We start from the raw sequence: 19,439 nt of genomic DNA on the forward strand, positions 1-19,439 counted from the left end.
ATTGATATCAGGAACGTTTTCGGGTCTTCTACTGCGCGGTTTCCGCACCTGCGCCACGGCGCCGACTTCCGCTGTAAAGCAGCGCCGATATCTTCTCCGCCAGTGACTGGGCCTGTTCTCTGAGTTCCGGGATCGCCGTCGTCTCGAACAGGCCGCCCCGGCGCGGGGGGCCCAGCGTGAAGGCGTTGCTGTGGGGTCTCCCGTCACGGGCGATCAGCCGCCCGCCCGGATCCGTCTCCAGCCCGAGGCGTAGCGGTTCGACTCTCGCGAAGCCCGAGGTGAGGAGCTGGGCTGTCAGCCTGTCCGGGGAACGCGAGACGTCGGCCGGCGGGCCCGAGCAGTCGACGATCCAGTGGAACCGCTGCTCACGAAGCTGGCCGTCCTGCAGGAGCCTGACCAGCAGCGCGTCGCCGTCGTCCGCCGCCTCGACGACGCTGCCCCGGCCGAGCCGCAGCTGCCGCCGCCGCACCAGGTCGTCGATCCAGACCGCGACCTCGGGCGCCATGCGGTGGCGGTGGATGTCCCAGTAGCGCCCGAACCGGGCGAGGAGAACACGTCGGGAGTCGTGGTCGAGTCCGCTCCACACCTGCTCTGACCGGGCTCGCAGGCTGTCGACGACCTCGCGCCACCGGCAGGGGTCCACCGCCGCGGCGCGGCGGATCGCGCGGACCAGGTCACGAGGGCCCGCACCGGACGACGGGCTGAAATTCACCGCGGGCACCGAACCCGCTGCGGGATCCGCCGGCCGGTGCCGGTGGGGAAGCAGGCCATGCCGGGAGACGGCCCGGATCGTCAACCTCGGCCGCCGCTCCGTGAGCCGCAGAGCCACATCCACCATCGTGAGCCCGGTGCCCAGCAGGAGAACGTCGTCCCCGTCCTCGATGCGTCCGAGAGCGTCCCCGCGCAACGGGTCCGCCACGTAGCGCGCGGCGCAGCCGGGCTTCGTCGCCCAGCCGGGAGGCTCCCTGGGAAGAACGCCGAGCGCCAGGATCACGCAGTCGGCGTCGATCGGCTCCCTGCCCGACAGCCCGATCCGGAGCCCTGCGGTGTCCGGGGCGACGGAGACCTCGGTGGCTTCGGCCGGCACCCACTCGATCGCGCCGGGCAGCGCGTCGCGCTCGGCCGAGGCGAGGACCTCGGTCAGATAGGACCCGTAGAGTCCGCGTGCCAGGAAAGCACCGGGGTCCGCTGGGACTCCGGCGCCCCGCGCCCATTCGACAAAGTGCTCCGGCTGGTCGGGAAAGACGCTCATGCGGCCGGCCGGCACGTTGAGGCGGTGCCGGGGATACGTGGTCCCGTAGGCGAGCCCTGGCCCGTAGCCGCCGTCCCGATCGATGATCGTGATGCGGACCAGCGCTCCGGACCTCGTCGACTCCCGCAGCAGGTGCGTCGCGCACAGCGCGCCGCTGGCGCCTCCTCCCACGATCGCCACGGACGGGCCGCCGGCGCCAGTCCGACCTCGACGCCCGGCCGCTGCGTCACCGCACGTGCGTCCCTCGGCGTGTGTCATCCCGGCTCCCCGCCGCCCGTGTGTCGGCAGCCTTTCCCGGCGGCCCACGGGGAAAGGCCGCGGGGGCCCCGGTCAGGCGTCATGGAGTGCTCGCAGGACTGTGTCGGTGAGCTCGGGACGGCAGATGAGCAGGTCGGGGAGGTAGGGGTTGGGCTCGTTGTAGCGCAGGGGGCTGCCGTCGAGGCGGGAGGTGTGCAGGCCCGCGGCGTGGGCGACGGCGACGGGGGCGGCGGAGTCCCATTCGTACTGCCCGCCGGAGTGGGCGTAGACGTCGACGTCGCCGCGGACGACGGCCATGGCCTTGGCGCCGGCGGAACCCATGGGGACCAGTGCCGCGTCCAGGCGGGCGACAAGCTGGTCGACGCAGGCGGGTGGGCGGGTGCGCGAGACGGCGAGGCGAACCGGGCCGGGAGTCGGGGCGGCGAGGGCCGGTGGTTCGCCGGTGTGCAGCACGAGGCCGGCGGCGGGCAGTCCGACCGCCCCCGCGGTGGGTGTCCCGTTGACGGCGAGGGCGACGTGGACGGCCCAGTCGTCCCGTGGCGGCTCGCCGTACTCGCGGGTCCCGTCGAGCGGGTCGATGATCCAGACCCGGCCCCGGGTGAGGCGGATGGGATCGTCGGCGCTCTCCTCGGACAGCACGGCGTCGTCCGGACGTGCCTGCGCGAGCAGGCGCAGCAGCAGCTCGTTGGACTGGCGATCCCCCTCGGCCCCACCCCGCCCGCGGATGTCGAGGAGGAGGGACCCCGCCTGCTCGGCGAGGGCCGTGGCAAGTGCGTGATCGTCCATGCTGTTCATGCTCCGGCGGGCGGGGTCGGGCGAGGCGCGGGCGGGGCGAGCACACCAGCCTGACGCAGATGGTCGACGACCAGGTCGGCGGCGGCCGCGGCCGGGTGGGCGCCGCTGGCGTCGAGGCGCAGTTCGGGGTTCTCGGGGGGCTCGTACGGGGAGTCGATGCCGGTGAAGTGGATCAGTTCTCCGCGCCGGGCCTTGGCGTAGAGCCCTTTGCGGTCCCGGGCCTCGGCCACCGCCAGGGGCGCGTCCACGTGCACCTCGACGAACTCGCCGGCGCCGAGCAGGTCGCGGGCCAGTGCACGTTCGGCGCGGAACGGGGAGATGAACGAGGCCAGCACGATGACGCCCGCGTCGACCATGAGCCGGGCCACCTCCGCGACGCGGCGGATGTTCTCGACCCGGCCGGCGTCGGTGAACCCGAGATCCTTGTTCAGGCCGTGCCGGACGTTGTCACCGTCCAGCAGATAGGTGTGGTAGCCCTGCTCGTGGAGCCGTTTCTCGACCAGGTTCGCGATGGTCGACTTCCCGGCGCCGGACAGGCCGGTGAACCAGACGACCGCCGGGCGCTGGCCTTTCAGCCGGGCGCGGGCGTCCTTGTCCACCTCGACCGCCTGCCAGTGCACGTTGTCGGCGCGACGCAGCGCGAAGTGCAGCAGCCCGGCGGCCACGGTGGCCTGGGTGAAGCGGTCGATGAGGATGAACCCGCCCAGGTCCCGGTTGGCGGTGTAGGGGTCGAACGGGATCTGCCGGTCGAGGCTGATGTTGCACACGCCGATCTCGTTGAGATCGAGGGTGCGGGCGGCGGTGTGCTCGAGAGTGTTGACATTGACCTTGTACTTCGGCTGCGTGACCGTCGCCCCGACAGTGCTGCTCCCGATCTTGAGCAGGTAGGGACGGCCGGGAAGCATGGGTTCCTCGGCCATCCAGACGAGGTGGCATTCGAACTGGTCCGCGACTGCGGGCGGATCCGAGGCCGCGGCGAGGACGTCGCCGCGGCTGACGTCGATCTCGTCCGTGAGCGTGAGAGTGACCGACTGGCCCGCGGCCGCCTCGTCGAGGTCGCCGTCGGCGGTGACGATCCGCGCGACGGTGCTTTCCTGACCGGACGGCAGCACTCGAACGCGGTCTCCGGGGCGCACGGCACCGCCGGCGATCTGCCCGGAGAAGCCACGGAAGTCCAGGTTGGGCCGGTTGACCCACTGCACGGGCAGGCGGAACGGGCCGGTGTGCAGGTCGTCGGCGATCTCGACGGACTCCAGGTGACCGACGAGGGTGGGGCCGGTGTACCAGGGAGTGTTCGGCGACAGTGCGGTGATGTTGTCCCCGGCCAGCGCGGACAACGGGATCGCGACGATGTCGCTCAGTCCGATCTCGGCCGCGAACGCCCGGTAGTCCGCCTCGATGCCGGCGAACACGTCCCGGGAGTAGTCGACGAGGTCCAGCTTGTTGATCGCCAGGACTATGTTGCGGATCCCGAGTAAGGAGACGAGGTAGCTGTGTCGCCGGGTCTGGGTGAGCACACCCTTGCGGGCGTCGACGAGAATCACCGCCAGATCCGTGGTGGACGCCCCGGTCACCATGTTCCGGGTGTACTGCTCGTGCCCGGGGGTGTCCGCGACGATGAACTTCCGCCGCTCGGTGGAGAAGAACCGGTACGCCACGTCGATCGTGATGCCCTGTTCCCGCTCGGCGGCCAACCCGTCCACCAGCAGCGCGAAATCCAGGCCGTCGCCCTGCGTGCCGATCTTCTTCGAGTCGGTCTCCAGCGCGGCGAGGTGGTCCGAGAACACCAGCTTCGAGTCGTAGAGCAGCCGCCCGATCAGCGTGGACTTCCCGTCGTCGACACTGCCGCAGGTGATGAACCGCAGCATCGACTTGTGCTCGTGCGCCGACAGGTAGGCCTCGATGTCGTCCGCGACGAGGTCGTTGGTCGCGTGCGCCATCAGAAGTACCCCTCCTGCTTCTTCTTCTCCATCGACCCGGACGAGTCATGGTCGATCACCCGGCCCTGGCGTTCCGAGCTCGTCGTCAGCAACATCTCCTGGATGATCTGCGGGAGAGTGCCGGCGGTGCTCTCCACCGCCCCGGTCAGCGGGTAGCACCCCAGCGTGCGGAAACGGACGCTGCGTCGGACCGGAACCTCGCCGGGACGCAGCGGCATGCGGTCGTCGTCCACCATGATCAGAGCGCCGTCCCGTTCGACGACGGGGCGGTGCGCGGCGAAGTAGAGGGGAACGATCGGGATCCGCTCGCGGTGGATGTACTGCCACACGTCCAGTTCGGTCCAGTTGGACAGCGGGAACACGCGGACGCTCTGCCCGGGCTGCGTGCGCGCGTTGTAGAGACGCCACAGCTCCGGCCGCTGTGCCTTGGGATCCCACCGGTGCTGGGCGGACCGGATGGAGAACACCCGCTCCTTCGCCCGGGACTTCTCCTCGTCGCGGCGCGCACCCCCGAACGCCAGGTCGAAGCCGTACCTGTCCAGCGCCTGCTTGAGACCCTCGGTCTTCCACAGGTCGGTATGCGTCGCCGAACCGTGGTCGAACGGATTGATCCCCCGCTCGACGCACTCCGGGTTCTGATGCACCAGCAGCTCGACGCCGAGCTGGTCGACGACACTGTCGCGGAACTCGTACATCTCCCGGAACTTCCAGGTCGTGTCCACGTGCAGCAGGGAGAACGGCGGCTTCGACGGGTAGAACGCCTTCATCGCCAGGTGCAGCATCACCGAGCTGTCCTTGCCGACCGAGTACAGCATCACCGGCCGCTCGCTCTCGGACACCGCCTCCCGGAAGATCTGGATGCTCTCCGCCTCCAGCCGCTGCAGATGCGTCATCCTCGACATCAGTGGAGTTCTCATGAATGGACTTCTTTCCATCAAGGGACGCACCCGGATACCGCAGCGGGAGACTAGGTGAGGCGCAGGGCGATCCGGATCGAGTCTCGGCCGGGTGTCCTGCGGGTCAGGAGCGCGAAGGCATCCTCGAAATGTTCGAGGGGGAAGGTGTCGCCGAGCAGCTCACCGGTCGGTACCTTGCCCGCGTTGATGAGGTCGACGGCCGCCTCGGTGTCGAGGCCCGCGCCGGGGTGCAGGGTGATCCGTCGGGTGGGGATCCAGTCGCTGTGGAAGCCTTCGAGGGGGCGGTCCTTCATCCCGGCGATGACGACGTGCCCACCCTTGCGGACGAGGTCCATGGCGAGGTTGACGGTGACCGGATTGCCGGCGGCGGCGTCGATGACGACGTCGGCCATGCGGCCTTCGGTGAGCTCGCGGACCCGTTCGAGGGGGTCCTCGGACTCGACGTCGACGGTGTGGTCGGCGCCGACGCGCAGTGCCCAGCCGAGGCGGAAGCGGTCCCTGGCCGTGCCGGTGACGATGATGGTCGAGGCTCCGGCCGCACGGGCGGCGACGATGGTCGCCATCCCCATGTGGCCTGGCCCCTCGATGACGACGACGTCGTCCTTCCTGACCGGCGCCACCCAGGTGACCGCGCAGCTCAGCGGTTCGAAGACCGTGAGCTGGTCGGCGGGGAGGTCCTCGCGCAGGCGGTAGACCTGCGAACCGGGCAGCAGTTCGAGGTGTTCGGCGAAGCCGCCGTACAGGCCCGAGCCCTCGTCCACCGAGAAGTCGTGGCCGTAGATCCGGTACCCCTCGGACGTGACGAGGAGCTCACGGACGGCGACCCGGTCGCCTTCCGCCACCCCCCACGCCTCGGCCGTGGCCGAATCGATCTTCTCGACGCGGCCGACGATCTCGTGGCCGGCGATGGAGGGGAAGGCACCGCCCCAGGAGGTGTGGACGTGGCCACGGAAGTGGTCGATGTCGCTGTGGCACAGGCCGGTGGCCTCGACGCGCAGGACGGCGCCGCCGGGCTGGGGGTCGGGGACGGGGAGGTCGCGTTCCTCCCAGGTCTCGTCGCCGTTGAAGACGATGGCACGGCTCACGTCAGGACCTCCTCGAGCAGCCCGCTCGCGCGTTCCACCGCGCGCCGGGTGGCGCTGATGTGCCCTTCGGCCTCGATGGCGGGGCCGACGAGTTCGAGTTCGAAGGCGCCGGTGTATCCGGCGTCGATCGCGGCCTCGACGAACGACGCGAGGTCGAGGTCTCCGTCACCGGGGACGACGCGGCCGCCGGGGGAGGGCTTCGAGGGTGTGCCGTAGACGGCGTCGCAGATCTGGACCGCCGCCAGGCGCGGTCCGGCCCGGCGGACGGTGTCCTCGACGTCGCGTTCCGCCCAGCAGTTCCCGATGTCGGCGATCAGGCCGATCCCGGCGCGGTCGGCGACGTCGATGCCGTCGCGCAGGGTGTGGACGAAGGACTGGTCGGTGCGCAGCGAGGGCTCGATCGCCAGCCGGACCCCGCGGGACTCGGCGTAGGACGCGCAGGGTTCGACCGCCCGTGCCAGCGCCGCCGCGAGCTCGTCGAACGAACGGCCGTCGCGCCGTCCCGGGGTGAAGTAGGTGCAGCCGCCCACCTGGGCCGCGAGGTCCACGGCGCTGTTGATCCGCTCGCGGGTCGCGTCCCAGCTTTCGGGGGCGGAGAGGTCGAAGTTGCCGGTGATCACGGTGGTGGCCGTCAGGGAACGTGCCCGCAGCGCCTCGACCGCGGCGGCGCGTCCGTAGTCGTCGGGTTTGGCGACGACGAGACCCACGTGGCGCAGGCCGAGCTCGTCCCACAGCGCGAGCTCGTCGGCGAAGGGCTGCGGGTAGGTGCACATCTCGCTGACCGAGAGCCGGGGATGGGTCACGGCAGCATCTCCCGGAGGTCACGGATCTCGGCTTCGAGCCAGCGGACCTCGCTGAAGTTCTCCCGGCCGCTGCGCTCGAGCAGCAGTTCGTGGGCCCCGAGCCTGATCCGCAGGGCCTCGGGATCCTTCGGTTCCCGGGAGAGCACCATGTCGATCAGGTGCAGTGCCTCGACCGGCCGCCCGGCGTCCAGGTGGGCCCGGGCCCGGTCGACCAGCGGGCCGGTCCCACCGGCCATGTCCAGCAGGTCGGCCCAGACGGCGGAGGCGGGCACGTCGTAGAGCTCTGTGGTCGACTCGTAGCGGAACCAGCCGGTGTGCTCCTCCCAGATCGCCCGGACGATCCAGGGCACCTTGCCGTGCCCCTGCGGGATGGCCAGCTCGGGCGGCAGCGTGATCTGGCCCATCAGGGTCCACAGGTCGACGCCCGCGTTCATGCCCTCGATGGTGCGGTCGCGCAGGTACTCGGTGGCGTCGCGCAGCTGGGTGAGGCGGCGGCGGATCTCCTCGGCCCCGCGCACCGGCTCGCCGTGCCCGGTGATGAGGACCTCGGGTTCGAGCCCGATGACCCGGTCGACGGAGTGGATGTACGACAACGAGCCGCGGATCTTGTCGCCGCGGATCGTGTACAGGTTGGGGACGTGCCCGAACAGCGGCCCGGTGAGGTTGCCGGTGAACACGGTGCGCTCGTCGGGGAGCCACACGACCAGGGAGTCCGTCGTCTCGCCGCCCGGAGTCGAGTAGAGCTCGAAGCGGCGTCCGCCCAGGGTGAAGGCGTGGTTGTCCAGGAAGGTGGTGGTGACCACGGCCTCGGGCGGCTGGTAGGTGCGGTCGACGCCCGTGACGTCGCGCTTCCACAGGTGGGTGCTGCGGCTGGAGTAGAACGGCTGCAGCCGTCGCCAGTACTCGCGGACGTCCGCGTGGTTGGCCTGGGCGATCGTCTCGACGCCCGGCGCGGTGATCTGGGACCAGCCGCCCACGTGGTCGGGGTGGCCCTGGGTGAAGACGATCATTTGGAGCGGGCCGGAGCTCACCCGGCCGAAGCGGGCCTTGATCTGCTCCGCCTCGGTGTACATGCCGGTGTTGATCAGCACGTCGCCGTCGGGGGTGGTGACCAGGTAGCTGTTGGAGATGCCCTTCGAGGTGAAGATGTGGTCGTTGACGGGGACGGCGTCCTGCTGGCCCTCCCCCTCCTTGACGATGAGGGCGTTCAGGGGCTGCTTCACCGGGCGCCGCTCTTTCCCGCCTCGGCCGCGATGGCGAAGGCGTCGGTGTAGAAGGCGAACCGTTCCCGCAGCTCGTCCGCGGCGAGACCGAAGTCGCCTTCCAGGTCGTAGACCACTCGGCCGCGCTTTCCGCGCGGGTGGGAGGCTATGTAGGCGCGGATGTCGGCGACGCTCTCGTCGGTCACCGGCAGGCCGGCCCGCTCGAGCACGTGCGTCGCGGACCGGACGTCGTCGGCGATGATGTCGGCGAACTGCAGCTCGACGAGCTGCCCGTTCGGTACCAGCTCCCGGTCGCGCATATATCTACGCAGCATCTGCTCGATGCGGTTCACCCAGTACTCGACGTGCGCGTCGATGTCCGGCTGCTTCTGGCTGTTCTTGAGCGCGAGGCCGCGCATGGTGAGCAGGGACTGCAACGTGGCCACGGGATCCCGGTGGATCATCACGACCGTGACGTCCGGGTAGACGGCCAGCAGCGGGACCAGCTGCTCGCTGTGCTGGTTCGACTTGACCATCCAGCGCCGCTCGTCCGGGAACTGGTGCGCGATGGTCTTCAGCACGTCGCGCATGTACCGGTAGTGCGGTGTCTGGTCGTGGCTCAGGTAGTGGTCACTGAAACCGGGCACCTGGGCCAGCCACTCCCACTGGTAGCTGGCGAAGTCGGGGAGCTGCAGCTCGTTCTCGCCGCACGCGTGGTCGGGCGAGTGCTCGTGCATCGCGGCCATGATCTCGTTCTTGCTGACGTTCTGCCATCGCGCCTCTGAACGGAGCCACCGGGGGTCCAGGGCACCGGGCGTAGGCGTTTCGCCTGGCCGCGGCGCCGGCTGGGCCGCCAGGTAGACCGGAAGGTGACGGAGCCTGCGGTCCGCGGCGACCAGGTTCTCCAGGTGGGTGCTGCCCGAGCGGGGCAGCGCGACGACGTTGATCGGCCGCGTGATCCGCACGTCGAGCGCATCGGGGTGGCGCGTCCAGTAGTCCTGGATGAGCAGGCGGTTGACCGCGGCCTTGACGCAGTGGTCGACGAAGATCGCCTTGTGGGCCCGCCACACGTTGTCGTCGGCCGCCACCTCGTCCAGCAGCCGGCCGAGCCGTTCGGTGAAGTCCATGGGCCCGAAGTCGTCCAGGCCGGTCTGGGTTCTGGCGGCGTCGAGGACGCGGCCGACGCTCATGTCGACCGGACGCCGTTCGGCCGACTCCAGCGCGTTCGTCTCCTCGGGACTGCGCCGGTTCTCCCGCATCCCCTCGACGCGGAGCACTTTCACGGCCACTGGGGAAGCTCCCTGATGTTGGTCTTGCCGGCGTTCGCCATCCACCCGCCGTCGACGACCGCGAGATCGCCCGTGTGGAAGCGCGACCAGTCGCTCATGAAGTAGACGCCGATGCCCTCGAAGTCGTCCGGGGTACCCATCCGGCCCGAGGGGTTGTAGGCGAGGATGCGGTCGGACAACGGGCTGCCCGCCGGGATCCGGACCGTCTCGCTCGTCGTGTGCCCGGGGCACACGACGTTGCAGCGGACGCCGTAGCGGCCCGCCTCGACGGCGATGCCCCGCGACATGGCGACCATGGCGCCCTTGGAGGCGTTGTAGTGCTGCATGCCGGGGCTGCCGGTCAACGCTGAGAGGCTGGCGCAGAACAGCAGCGACCCACCGGCGTCACCGGCGTCGTACCGGGCCTTCATGTGCCGCGCGCCCTCGCGCACGGTGAGGTAGGCGCCGTGCTGGTTCACCGCCAGCAGGCTGTGCCACGCCTCGGTGGTCATGTCGAGGAAGCTGCGCTCGTTGCGCATCATCCCCGCGTTGGCGATGACGCCGTCGACCCGGCCCATCTCCTCGACCGCCTCAGCCATCGCCCGCACCACGCGGTCCTCGTCGCTGACGTCGACCTCCTGCGCCAGGACCCGGTGGCCGAACCCGGACAGCACCCTGGCCGCCTCGGCGTTCTTCTCCGCCCGGCGGCCCCAGATGACGACGTCACCGCCAGCCCGGGCGATGCCACGGGCGAAGGCCAGACCGATCCCGGCGTTCCCCCCGCTGATCAGGACCACACGTCCCGTTAAGTCGAACACGAGATATTGCTATAGCAAAACGTAAATCGCTGTCAAGCCTCCACTCGACTGCGGCTGCTCCCGGGAGGGCGGATGTTGTGATCGAAGGGGATGCCCTCGTACACCGCCTGACCACGCCGGACGGTCACGTTCCGCAACCGCGTCCGGCCCCGGTCCGGTCCCGTGCCGGCTTCGCGGGGTGGACTGCCAGGGCCTCCCTGCCGGGCGCCGACCGGCCTAGCCTGCGCTGTGACGCAGCCGTGGAAGCGACGACATGAACACCGACGCACGGCGTTCGTGCCGGTGTTCGGACAGGACAGACATGGAGCATCGTTCTCTCGGCCGTACCGGTGTCTCGGTCAGCAAGCTGTGCCTCGGAGCCATGATGTTCGGGCGTTGGGGAACCGAGGATCACGACGAGAGCATCCGGATCATCCATCGTGCGCTCGATGCCGGCATCACCTTCATCGACACCGCGGACGTCTACTCGCGGGGCGAGTCGGAGACCATCGTCGGGAAGGCGCTGGCCGGTGGTCGGCGCGAGGACGTCATCCTCGCCAGCAAGGTCCACATGCCGATGGGCGACGATCCCAACCAGCGGGGCAACTCGCGCCGCTGGATCATCCGCGAGGTCGAGGACTCGCTGCGGCGGCTCGGGACCGACTGGATCGACCTGTACCAGATCCATCGCTACGACCCCGGCACCGATCTCGACGAGACGCTCGGCGCGCTCACCGACCTGGTCCGGGCCGGGAAGGTCCGCTACGTCGGCCACTCGACGTTTCCGGTCTCCGCGATCGTCGAGGCCCAGTGGACGGCACGGGAGCGCGGCCGGGAGCGTTTCGTCTGCGAGCAGCCGCCGTACTCGATCCTCACCCGCCGGATCGAGGTCGACGTCCTGCCGACCTGTGCCCGGTACGGGATGGGTGTGATCCCGTACAGCCCGCTCGCCGGGGGCTGGCTCTCGGGCCGCTACAGCGCCGGCGCGGACGCCGCGGCGCCGGCGTCCGAGGCGCGGCGGCGGCTCAGCGACCGCTTCGATCTGGCGCTGCCGGCCAACCGGCGCAAGCTGGACGCCGCCGAGCAACTCGCCAAGGTGGCCGCCGAGGCGGGGATCAGCCTCATCGAGCTGGCGATCGCCTTCGTCCTGCGCCATCCCGCGGTGACCGCGGCGATCATCGGCCCGCGAACGATGGACCATCTGGAGTCCCAGCTGACCGCCGCCGACATCGAGCTCTCCGACGACGTCCTGGACCGCATCGACGAGATCGTGCCTCCCGGTACGACCATCAACCCCGCCGACGACGGATGGGTCAGCCCGGCCCTGGCTGCTCCGGCACGCCGCCGACCGACGCGCTGAGCGCGGACGGCGTCACGACATCCAGGCCGGGTCGACGAGCACTGAGGGATCAACGGAGCGGGTGGTCGCGGCGCCGGCCGGCCTGATGCGCCGCAGGAACTCCTCGACCAGGGCGAGCATGTCCCGGGCCAGGTCCGGAGAGAGGTCCGGGGAGAGCACGGCCGGCAGCTGGGCGCCGGCCGTGCCGACGAAGCTCCGGTTGCTGAGGCGGAGCATCGACTCGAACACCGGGATGCCGAGGCTGCCGGCCCGGTCGATGTGCGGGCGCAGGAAGCTCGTCGGCCGGCCGCGGTAGTACTGCACCATGGTGAGTACGACGCCGAGCAGGCGCGGCTCGAGCCGTTTCACCGCCGGGCGGATTCCGAACTGCAGCTCCGCCACCCGGTTGTACTCCCAGACGAACCGGCCCAGCTTGCCCATCAGGTGCTCGATGCCCGTCGTCGACTGGTTGTCGGGCCGGGACGGGACGAGCAGGTGGTCGCAGGCGGCGACCGCGGCCCGGGTGATCACCCCGAAGTTCGACGGGCAGTCGATCAGGACGAGGTCGTAGTCGTTCGGCGAGAAGGAGGCCAGGCCGGTCGCCAGCCGCTGGTAGACGTCGAAGTAGTGGCGGGTGGACCGGTGCGCCTGCGCGCCGCCGAGCCGGGCGACGAGGTCCATCTCGATGTCGCCGAGCGCCAGGTGCGAGGCGAGCAGGTCCAGCGTCCCGCCGCGGGCGGCGATGGCGGCGGCCACGACCGGCGGGGTGGTCACGTACCCGGCCAGCGGCGGCGGGATGGCCTCCGGCCGCCACGACTCGAACCAGGCCTTGACCGTCCTGCGCTGGTCGGCGAGCTCCGTGTGCCAGGTGTCGGCGCGGTAGAAGTTGAGGGTGAGGTTCGCCTGCGGGTCCAGGTCGATCAGCAGGACCCGCCGGCCCAGGCTGGCGATGGCCGCGCCGATGTTGGCGGTCAGCGTGGTCTTGCCCACGCCGCCCTTGTAGCTGGCGATCGCCACGACCTTCACCGCGTCCTCGCTCCCAGTCGCACGCTCCGTTCGATGACGGACCGGCCTTCCGCTCGGCCGTACTGTCGGGCTCCCCCGTCCGGCTTACGAGCAGATTACGGCGATCGACGGGACCGGCCCACCCAGACCGGGGCAGAGGGGACGCCTACCCGGCCCGATGGTGTGGGCCGGGCCGAGAAGTCCCTGCTCAGGCGAGGTCCCGGACGTCCCGCCGGCCGCCGCGCGATGCCGACCAGCGTCGTGCCGTACGGGCTGACCCGTTCCGGCGTGCGCGACGCGCGGCCCGTGGGCATCGGGACCGCCGTCGTGGGGGGCCGTACCTGCTGTGGTTACTCGCCTCCGGGAAGGGCGCCGGCCACATCTCCTGATCGCCGCCGCGGGTCGGGGACCCGCGGCCCAGGCACACGCCGCCCGACGATCCGCTGGTCGGGCAGCCGTGGCACGGGGGCCCGCGGCCCGCCGCGGGCCCCCGTCAGCGCCCACGCCGCCAGCGCCCCGAGAAGGAGCAGCGCGGCGAGGAAGTAGCAGTTCCCGGCCAGCAGCTGCCAGCCGTGGTGGGAGAACTCGGCGTCGCCCGTGTTCGGGACCCACCAGATCGGAGCGGCCACGAGCAGCCCGTAGCCGGCCACCGCGGCGCCCCGTCCCCACCGCGGCCGGCCGGGGGCCGCGGACATCCAGAGAAGCGCGGGGACCGCCCACACCCAGTGATGGCTCCACGAGATCGGCGACACCAGCAGGCCGGTCAGAGCGCAGGTGACGTCCCCGGGCAGCCGCGCACCCGAGCGGAACAGCCGCGCCGCCGTCGCCAGGCCGACGGCGGCGACCACCGCGGCCAGCGGGAGATAGAGCGGCCGCGCGTTGTCCGCACCGGACATGAGGCGGGCCAGGACGCCGAGCAGTGACTGGTTCCCGGCGAACGGGACGCCACCCACGTGGCCGGGGTCGAGGAACGTCTCGGACCAGTACGTCGCCGACGAGCCGGGGCTCGCCGCGAAGCCGACGCCGATCGTCACGCCGAACGTCGCCACCGCGGTCAGGGCGGCGCGGTGGCGGCCGGTGAGAAGCAGATGCGGCACGAAGATCAGTGGGGTGAGCTTGATCCCGGCGGCGATCCCGATGAGCACACCCCGCGGCAGCGGCCCGCGCCGGCCGAACAGGTCCAGCGCGACGAGCAGCCCCAGCGCGATGTTGATCTGGCCCAGGTCGAAGTTCCGCCGGATCGGCTCGGCCAGCATCGCCAGGCCGACGACCGGGCCGACGGCGCGGACCCCGGGCCAGCGGCCGGCCGGGGACGGCCGGATCGCCGCCAGCGAGGTGGCGCAGAAGAAGTACAGCGAGACCAGCAGGAGCAGCGTCCAGACCAGTTGCGCGACCGGCCGCGGCGGCAGTGCGAGCGGCGTGAACACCGCCGCCGCGAAGGGGGTGTAGGTGAACGGCAGCCCCGAGGCGGGTTCCACCGCCGAGTAGAGGTCCCCGCCGTGCAGCAGGACGTTCCCGCCCAACCGGTAGACGACGAGGTCGGTCAGCCGGCTGGTCACCGCGAAGGTGAGGAAAAGAACCGCGAAACCGAGCCCGGTGGCGGTTCCCGTTGTTCGAGCGGCAGCCTGAAGGCGCCGCGGTTGTGGCGCCAGGTTCAAGGACGCACTTCCATCCACCGAAAGCCGAACGTGCTGCGGGCTCCCGTTACCCGCGACGCACTGGACAGCAACGGGCCGACACCGGGAAAACGAGGTCCGCGGGCGCGGGATCCGTGCGGGCTCAGACGTTACCGCACCGCCGCGGCCCCGCCGCCACCGCTGCGGCCCCACCGCTCAGGGCCCACCGGGCCGGCCTGGACCGCCGGCGGACAGTGCTGCCCGCATCGCATTCACCGATTCCGGTCGACGCCCCCTGATTCCGATAGGGGATTACTCCGCGCCGGGCGGTGAGATACTCGGCGAGCGTGTCTCGCTGTGACTGCAGGTCGTCAGCTCTCGGCAGCGCCAGCCATGCGGCGGCGCGACCGCCGGCCGGGCAGCCAGGACCGGCGCCGCCCCGCCGGCAGGGACGCCTTCATCTCCTTGGGCCAGGCACGGGTGTCACGGGGTTCGACGTAGGGCTCGAGATCCTCCGGGTGGCCCACCGAGATCGCCCGTCCCCGGGCGATCTCGGTGTCGAACTCCAGGCCGAGCAGGATCGCCAGGTTCGACAGCCACAGCCACACCAGAAAGACGATCACTCCGGCGAGTGCCCCGTAGGTCTTGTTGTACGAGCCGAAGTTCGACACGTAGAAGGCGAACGCCGCGGACGCCGCCAGCCAGATCAGGACGGCCAGCAGGCTGCCGGGCGTCATCCAGCGGAAGCCGCGAACCCGGGCGTTGGGGGTGCTCCAGTACAGCAGCGCGATCATGACCACGACGAACAGGACCAGGACCGGCCACTTCGCCACCGACCACAGAGTGATCATCGCGTCGTCGAGGCCGATCATCCGGCCGACCTGCCGCGCCAGCCCGCCGCTGAACACGACGATCACGGCGCTCCCGGCCAGCAGGACCATCAGCAGCACCGTGACGGCCAGCCGGAGCGGGGCGACCTTCCAGACGGGACGTCCCTCGGGCATGTCGTAGATGGCGTTGGCGGCTCGGATGAAGGCCGCGATGTACCCGGATGCCGACCACAGGGCCGCCGCGAGACCCAGCACGGCGAGCAGCCCGCTCGTGCCGGGGGCGTCCCGCAGCCCGGTGACGGCGTCGTGCACGATGTCGCGGGCCGACCCCGGTGTCAGTTCCTGCAGGTTCTCCAGGACGCTGTCGGTCGCCTGCCGCCCGACGACGCCGAGCAGCGAGACCAGCACGAGAAGCGCGGGGAAGATCGCGAGCACCCCGTAGTAGGTGAGCGCGGCGGCCCGGTCCGGGAGATCGTCCCGGCGGAACTCGCGGACGGTGCGGACCAGCACCCAGAACCACGAACGCAGCCCGAGCCGGGCCGGTGCGGCGGCCGCGTCCCCTGCCGCACCGCCACGGGCCGCACCGCCGCTGGCCACGGCACCTGTCGTGTCATCCGCCGGGCGCGGCGCGGGCACCTCGTCCGCCGGCTCGCCGCCCCGTTTGTCCCCCATACCGGCGCGCTTCCCGCGCATCCCCACCATGACGATGTTGTTGCCGCCCGGACGGTTCGCAAATCCCGCCGAGCGGGGCCAGATCGCCAGACCGGTGCGTATCCGCTCGTCCCCGAGCCGACGTACGGCGCCGGTCGGCACCGGGGACCCTGGAGACGGCCGGAAGTGATAGACATTCACGCCGGCCAGGCCCGGACGAGGACACACCCAGATTGCCGTCGCGGGACCAACCCGGGCGGGACGAGCCCCACCGCGGCCAGACCGGACGAACCGGCGCCGTGGACAGGTAGTCGACATACTGGGCCCCATGCGCCAAGCGTTCGCCCACGACGCCGTGATCGACATGAGCCCCGACGCCGACGTGGCGGCGCCCGGCGCCGCGGTCACCGTCGCTCTCTGCGGGCACTGGGAGCATCAGCCTCCCTGCCCCCTCGCCGCGCACCACACACACGCGACGCGGACGGGCCACCGCGGGGTACGGCTGCGGATCCTCTTCGCCACCGAACCGGAGCAGGAGCACACGGTTCGGCGCCGGATCGAGGCGGCGCTGGCCACTGGTCGGCTGCACGGACCCAACGGCCCCACCCGCTGGCAGCTGCGCACCAGCCAGCGCGGCGACCTTGCCGCCTCGGAGTCCGCGCACGCCGAACGGCTGACCCACGGCTGACCCACCACCGGGGCCCGCCCGCACGAGCCGGCTCAGTAGGCGAGGAACAGGATCTCGTCCCGCGAGTACTGGTGGTCCGGGTGCTTCTCGGCGAGATGCGCCTGCGTCTTCTCGACCAGGTCGTCCTCGTCCTCGCCCTCGATGAACGCTCCGCACGGGCAGCTGAGACGCCGCTTCACCGCTCCTCCTCTCCGGCGGGCGCGTCGCGCCCGTCACCGCCGTTGCTGTCGCACCTATTGTCGCTTCCGGGCGGGTCACGTGTGCGGTCCGCGGACCGGCTCGCGCTGGAACAACTGGTGAACCACGGCCGTCCCGGCGGGACGTCCCAGCGGCCGTGGGTGCCTCAGTACTGCAGGGCCGTCGCCAGATCTCGCCCGATGCGGCCGACCGCGCCGACGTCGAGCTCGTAGAGGACGTGCCGCCCGTGGCGCTCCATCCGCACCAGCCCCAGCTCGCGCAGGGCACGCAGATGGCGGGAGACCTGGGGGCGGGTCATCGTCAGCCGGTCCGCCAGGTCTGCGGTGGTCATGGCCTGCCGCGCGATCAGCCGGCACAGCCGCACCCGGCTCGGAGCCGACCTTCGGCGCCTCGACCGGGAAGTGGACGACGGGGGGCAGACCTGGCTCGTTCTTCACCAGCAGGTGCGGGGCACCGTAGCGGGTGGGGATGAGCAGCAGCGGAGTCCGGGCCGGGTTGATCACCGCGTGGTGCACCTTGTCGAAGACGACCCGGGCGGGGCCGGCCGACGGCGCGACGAGACGCGCGCTCGACGGGCTGAGCGAGACCAGGGCCGGCGCGGGCCCACCGTCGGCGAGCCGGCGCCGCACCAGGTGGGCGGCCCGGTCGAGCACGGGCGCGGTCTGCGCCCAGAGCCCGCCGAAGAACACCCGCCCGCACAGGTCGAGAAAGCGGAGGATGTCCGCGCGCAGCGCCTCCGGGTCGCGCAGCAGGTCCTCGGCCAGGCCGAGGTGCGGCTCCGGCAGCCGGGCGGCGGCATGACGCAGCACGGCGGCCTGCCCCGGGTCGTGGCAGACCTGGCTGAAATCGAAGCCGTGGTACCCGCTGGCGCAGGCGTATGCGGTGAGCTCGGCGAACCGGTCGATCCCGAGGCCGGCCAGCGGCGCGGCGACCGGGGATGGACCGTCGAGCCCCGGGTAGAAGGCGCGCCACCGCAGCGCCGTCCACAGCGGCGCGAAGCGGCCCAGCCCGGCGCGGAAGGCGGGCGGGGCGGTGCGGGTGACCTGGTCGGCCCAGGCCGCGTGCTCGGTGTGGTGCGCGGACCCGGTCAGCACATGCAGGCAGGCGGCCAGCTCCGCGAGCGGCGAGACGGCGACGCTGAACCGGCCGGGGGCGGCGCCGTCCAACACGATCACGACCGACATGGGCTGACTGTACGGAGGCTGGTCGATCAGTCCGTGCCACCCGTGGACACCGTCGTGAACTCCGCCCGTGCCGCCGCCAGCAGGCCCGGGTCGGTGAGCAGGCCGGTGACCACCCAGGCCAGCCCGGCCGCCGCGACCTGGGTGCGGTCGTGGGCGAACGCCGTGGCCGCCGCCTCGCGCAGTGCGTCGGAGTGACCGGGCGTACCGACCTCGGCGATCTGGATGTACGGGTGGATGACCGGCAGCGGCTGGGAGAGGTTGCCGATGTCGGAGGAGCCGGCGGGGCCGCGCGGGTCCCCGGGCGCGATGTCCACACCCAGCGCGCGCACCGCCGCCGCGAACCGCTCGGCGAGCACCGTGTTGTCGCGGCGCTCCGCGTACAGCGGGCCGGTCTCGGTGACCTCCGCCGCCGTCCCGGTGGCGAGCGCCGCGCCCGCGGCCGCCGCGCGGACCCGCTCGACCAGTTCCTCGACCGAGGCTGCCGTGCCGTCCCGGACGTACAGGTCCACCGCGGCGTGGGCCGGGACGACGTTCGGGGCCTGGCCACCGTCCGAGATGATGCCGTGCAGCCGGGCGCTCGGCGGGACGAACTGGCGCATCGTGTCGAGTGCGTTGAGGAACAGCTGGGCTCCCGCCAGCGCGCTGCGCCCCGACCAGGGCGAGAGGGCCGCGTGCGCGCTCGTCCCCGCGAACGCGACCCGCAGGTGGGCAGCGGCCAGCCCGGGCCGGCCGGTCAGCGACCGGTCGCCGGGATGGAACATCACCGCCGCGTCGACGCCGTCGAAGACCCCGGCCTCGGCGAGCCGGATCTTGCCCGCGCCGCCCATCTCCTCACCGGGCGTGCCGATGACGGCGATCGTGCCGGGGTGGGCGGGCAGCGCGCGGACGGCCGCGATCGCCGCGCCCGCGCCCCGGCCGCGATGAGGTTGTGCCCGCAGCCGTGCCCGACACCAGGCAGCGCGTCGTACTCGGCGAGGACGGCGACGCACGGGCCGGGCTCCGCCCCCTCGTGCACGGCCACGAAGGCGGTGTCCAGGTCGCCCGCCGGCACCCGGACGGTGAAACCGGACTCCCCGAGCCAGCCGGTCAGCACGTCCCGGGCGTGAAACTCGGCGAACTTCAGCTCCGGCCGGGCGTGGATGGCCAGGCTCACCGCGTCCATCCGGGGCCGCAGCACGGCCAGCGCGACCGAGATGCTCTCCAGCACGGACTCGATCGCCGGCCCGGCGGGCCCGGCCGGCGCGGTGCGCGCGGCGGGTGAGGCAGACATGGCGGGCATGAGGACTCCGTTGCGGCTCGATGAGCAATAGCGCTCACCGTTCACGCCGCCGGCACTTGCGCGCCGGCACCCCGGGTCTGACCGGTCTTGGCCGTGCCCGGTTCCCGCTTCACAGCCACCCGCCGCCGCGCCGGTGGTGCTGGCGCGTTGGTCTTACGGTCGGCTCCACGGGCGTTTACGGTCTCCGACGTACTGGCGGCGACCTGGTGTTTGAGGTTGATCGCAGCGTTGTGGTCGCGGTCGGCCACCAGCCCGCAGGACGGGCAGGAGAAGGTGAGGTCCGACAGTGTCAGGCTTGGGTTTCGCCAGCCGCAGCCGGAACAGGTCTTCGA

Annotated in this window: 19 protein-coding genes and 1 pseudogene; 2 read left to right on the forward strand and 18 right to left on the reverse strand. The window is 71.5% G+C overall.

Going from position 1 to position 19,439, the window contains the following annotated elements; genetic code table 11:
- Nucleotides 1-28 precede the first annotated feature (28 nt).
- The 9 genes from E0504_RS43445 to E0504_RS43485 all read right to left on the reverse strand — a co-directional run bounded on the left by E0504_RS43445 (nucleotide 29) and on the right by E0504_RS43485 (nucleotide 10,338).
- Nucleotides 29-1,432 (reverse strand): FAD/NAD(P)-binding protein, encoded by a 1,404-nt coding sequence (locus tag E0504_RS43445; RefSeq protein ID WP_165938800.1) that lies wholly within the window; start codon nucleotides 1,430-1,432, stop codon nucleotides 29-31.
- Nucleotides 1,433-1,582: 150 nt separating this feature from the next.
- Nucleotides 1,583-2,296 (reverse strand): 3'(2'),5'-bisphosphate nucleotidase CysQ, encoded by a 714-nt coding sequence (locus tag E0504_RS43450; RefSeq protein WP_112108060.1) that lies wholly within the window; start codon nucleotides 2,294-2,296, stop codon nucleotides 1,583-1,585.
- A 5-nt stretch (nucleotides 2,297-2,301) separates the two neighbouring features.
- The gene (gene cysN / locus E0504_RS43455; RefSeq protein WP_131627314.1) at nucleotides 2,302-4,245 is read right to left on the reverse strand and encodes a sulfate adenylyltransferase subunit CysN; all 1,944 of its coding nucleotides are present in this window, start codon (nucleotides 4,243-4,245) and stop codon (nucleotides 2,302-2,304) included.
- The gene (cysD, locus tag E0504_RS43460) at nucleotides 4,245-5,147 is read right to left on the reverse strand and encodes a sulfate adenylyltransferase subunit CysD (RefSeq protein WP_112108049.1); all 903 of its coding nucleotides are present in this window, start codon (nucleotides 5,145-5,147) and stop codon (nucleotides 4,245-4,247) included. The genes cysN and cysD overlap by 1 nt, the downstream gene beginning before the upstream one ends.
- Before the next feature lie 65 nt (nucleotides 5,148-5,212).
- On the reverse strand, nucleotides 5,213-6,247 hold the full coding sequence (locus E0504_RS43465; protein WP_112108050.1) for a zinc-binding dehydrogenase: 1,035 nt from the start codon (nucleotides 6,245-6,247) through the stop codon (nucleotides 5,213-5,215).
- Nucleotides 6,244-7,050 (reverse strand): sugar phosphate isomerase/epimerase, encoded by an 807-nt coding sequence (locus tag E0504_RS43470; protein WP_112108051.1) that lies wholly within the window; start codon nucleotides 7,048-7,050, stop codon nucleotides 6,244-6,246. The genes E0504_RS43465 and E0504_RS43470 overlap by 4 nt, the downstream gene beginning before the upstream one ends.
- Nucleotides 7,047-8,273 carry an MBL fold metallo-hydrolase gene (locus E0504_RS43475; RefSeq protein ID WP_112108052.1) on the reverse strand — a complete coding sequence of 409 codons (1,227 nt, stop codon included), beginning with the start codon at nucleotides 8,271-8,273 and terminating at the stop codon, nucleotides 7,047-7,049. Before E0504_RS43475 ends, E0504_RS43470 begins: the two co-directional genes overlap by 4 nt.
- Nucleotides 8,270-9,541, reverse strand: coding sequence for a sulfotransferase (locus E0504_RS43480; RefSeq protein ID WP_112108053.1), 1,272 nt, complete (start codon nucleotides 9,539-9,541; stop codon nucleotides 8,270-8,272). The genes E0504_RS43475 and E0504_RS43480 overlap by 4 nt, the downstream gene beginning before the upstream one ends.
- Nucleotides 9,532-10,338 (reverse strand): SDR family NAD(P)-dependent oxidoreductase, encoded by an 807-nt coding sequence (locus E0504_RS43485; protein ID WP_112108054.1) that lies wholly within the window; start codon nucleotides 10,336-10,338, stop codon nucleotides 9,532-9,534. The genes E0504_RS43480 and E0504_RS43485 overlap by 10 nt, the downstream gene beginning before the upstream one ends.
- Before the next feature lie 301 nt (nucleotides 10,339-10,639).
- Here E0504_RS43485 and E0504_RS43490 point away from each other — a divergent pair, with 301 nt between their 5' ends.
- Nucleotides 10,640-11,677, forward strand: coding sequence for an aldo/keto reductase (locus E0504_RS43490; protein ID WP_112108055.1), 1,038 nt, complete (start codon nucleotides 10,640-10,642; stop codon nucleotides 11,675-11,677).
- Nucleotides 11,678-11,689: 12 nt separating this feature from the next.
- Here E0504_RS43490 and E0504_RS43495 read toward each other — a convergent pair whose 3' ends face one another.
- From E0504_RS43495 to E0504_RS43505, 3 genes are all read right to left on the reverse strand, one after another.
- Complete coding sequence (locus tag E0504_RS43495; RefSeq protein ID WP_020461750.1) at nucleotides 11,690-12,682, reverse strand: ParA family protein; 993 nt, start codon at nucleotides 12,680-12,682, stop codon at nucleotides 11,690-11,692.
- Nucleotides 12,683-13,011: 329 nt separating this feature from the next.
- Nucleotides 13,012-14,319: a glycosyltransferase 87 family protein gene (locus tag E0504_RS43500; RefSeq protein WP_235014448.1), complete on the reverse strand. Its 1,308-nt coding sequence runs from the start codon at nucleotides 14,317-14,319 to the stop codon at nucleotides 13,012-13,014.
- A gap of 329 nt (nucleotides 14,320-14,648) precedes the next feature.
- Complete coding sequence (locus E0504_RS43505; protein ID WP_373694000.1) at nucleotides 14,649-15,779, reverse strand: YihY/virulence factor BrkB family protein; 1,131 nt, start codon at nucleotides 15,777-15,779, stop codon at nucleotides 14,649-14,651.
- 307 nt (nucleotides 15,780-16,086) lie between these two features.
- Between E0504_RS43505 and E0504_RS43510 the strand changes: the two genes are divergently transcribed.
- Entirely contained in the window at nucleotides 16,087-16,446 is a 360-nt protein-coding gene (locus E0504_RS43510) for a hypothetical protein (protein WP_112108057.1), read from the forward strand.
- 32 nt (nucleotides 16,447-16,478) lie between these two features.
- Here E0504_RS43510 and E0504_RS43515 read toward each other — a convergent pair whose 3' ends face one another.
- The 6 genes and pseudogenes from E0504_RS43515 to E0504_RS43530 form a co-directional block, all read right to left on the reverse strand.
- Nucleotides 16,479-16,625 (reverse strand): hypothetical protein, encoded by a 147-nt coding sequence (locus tag E0504_RS43515; RefSeq protein ID WP_018500697.1) that lies wholly within the window; start codon nucleotides 16,623-16,625, stop codon nucleotides 16,479-16,481.
- 164 nt (nucleotides 16,626-16,789) lie between these two features.
- Nucleotides 16,790-16,975 carry a helix-turn-helix domain-containing protein gene (locus E0504_RS52900; protein ID WP_235014454.1) on the reverse strand — a complete coding sequence of 62 codons (186 nt, stop codon included), beginning with the start codon at nucleotides 16,973-16,975 and terminating at the stop codon, nucleotides 16,790-16,792.
- A gap of 112 nt (nucleotides 16,976-17,087) precedes the next feature.
- A pseudogene (locus E0504_RS43520) lies at nucleotides 17,088-17,828 on the reverse strand (DUF5937 family protein); the annotation flags it as partial.
- Between the two features lie 26 nt (nucleotides 17,829-17,854).
- Nucleotides 17,855-18,706: a M20/M25/M40 family metallo-hydrolase gene (locus E0504_RS43525; protein WP_243657888.1), complete on the reverse strand. Its 852-nt coding sequence runs from the start codon at nucleotides 18,704-18,706 to the stop codon at nucleotides 17,855-17,857.
- Nucleotides 18,589-19,107 (reverse strand): hypothetical protein, encoded by a 519-nt coding sequence (locus tag E0504_RS52905; protein WP_243657889.1) that lies wholly within the window; start codon nucleotides 19,105-19,107, stop codon nucleotides 18,589-18,591. The genes E0504_RS43525 and E0504_RS52905 overlap by 118 nt, the downstream gene beginning before the upstream one ends.
- A gap of 41 nt (nucleotides 19,108-19,148) precedes the next feature.
- A partial coding sequence (locus E0504_RS43530) for a zinc ribbon domain-containing protein (protein WP_165938801.1) occupies nucleotides 19,149-19,439 on the reverse strand: 291 nt, incomplete at its 5' end.

It is taken from the genome of Parafrankia sp. BMG5.11 (assembly GCF_004337455.1).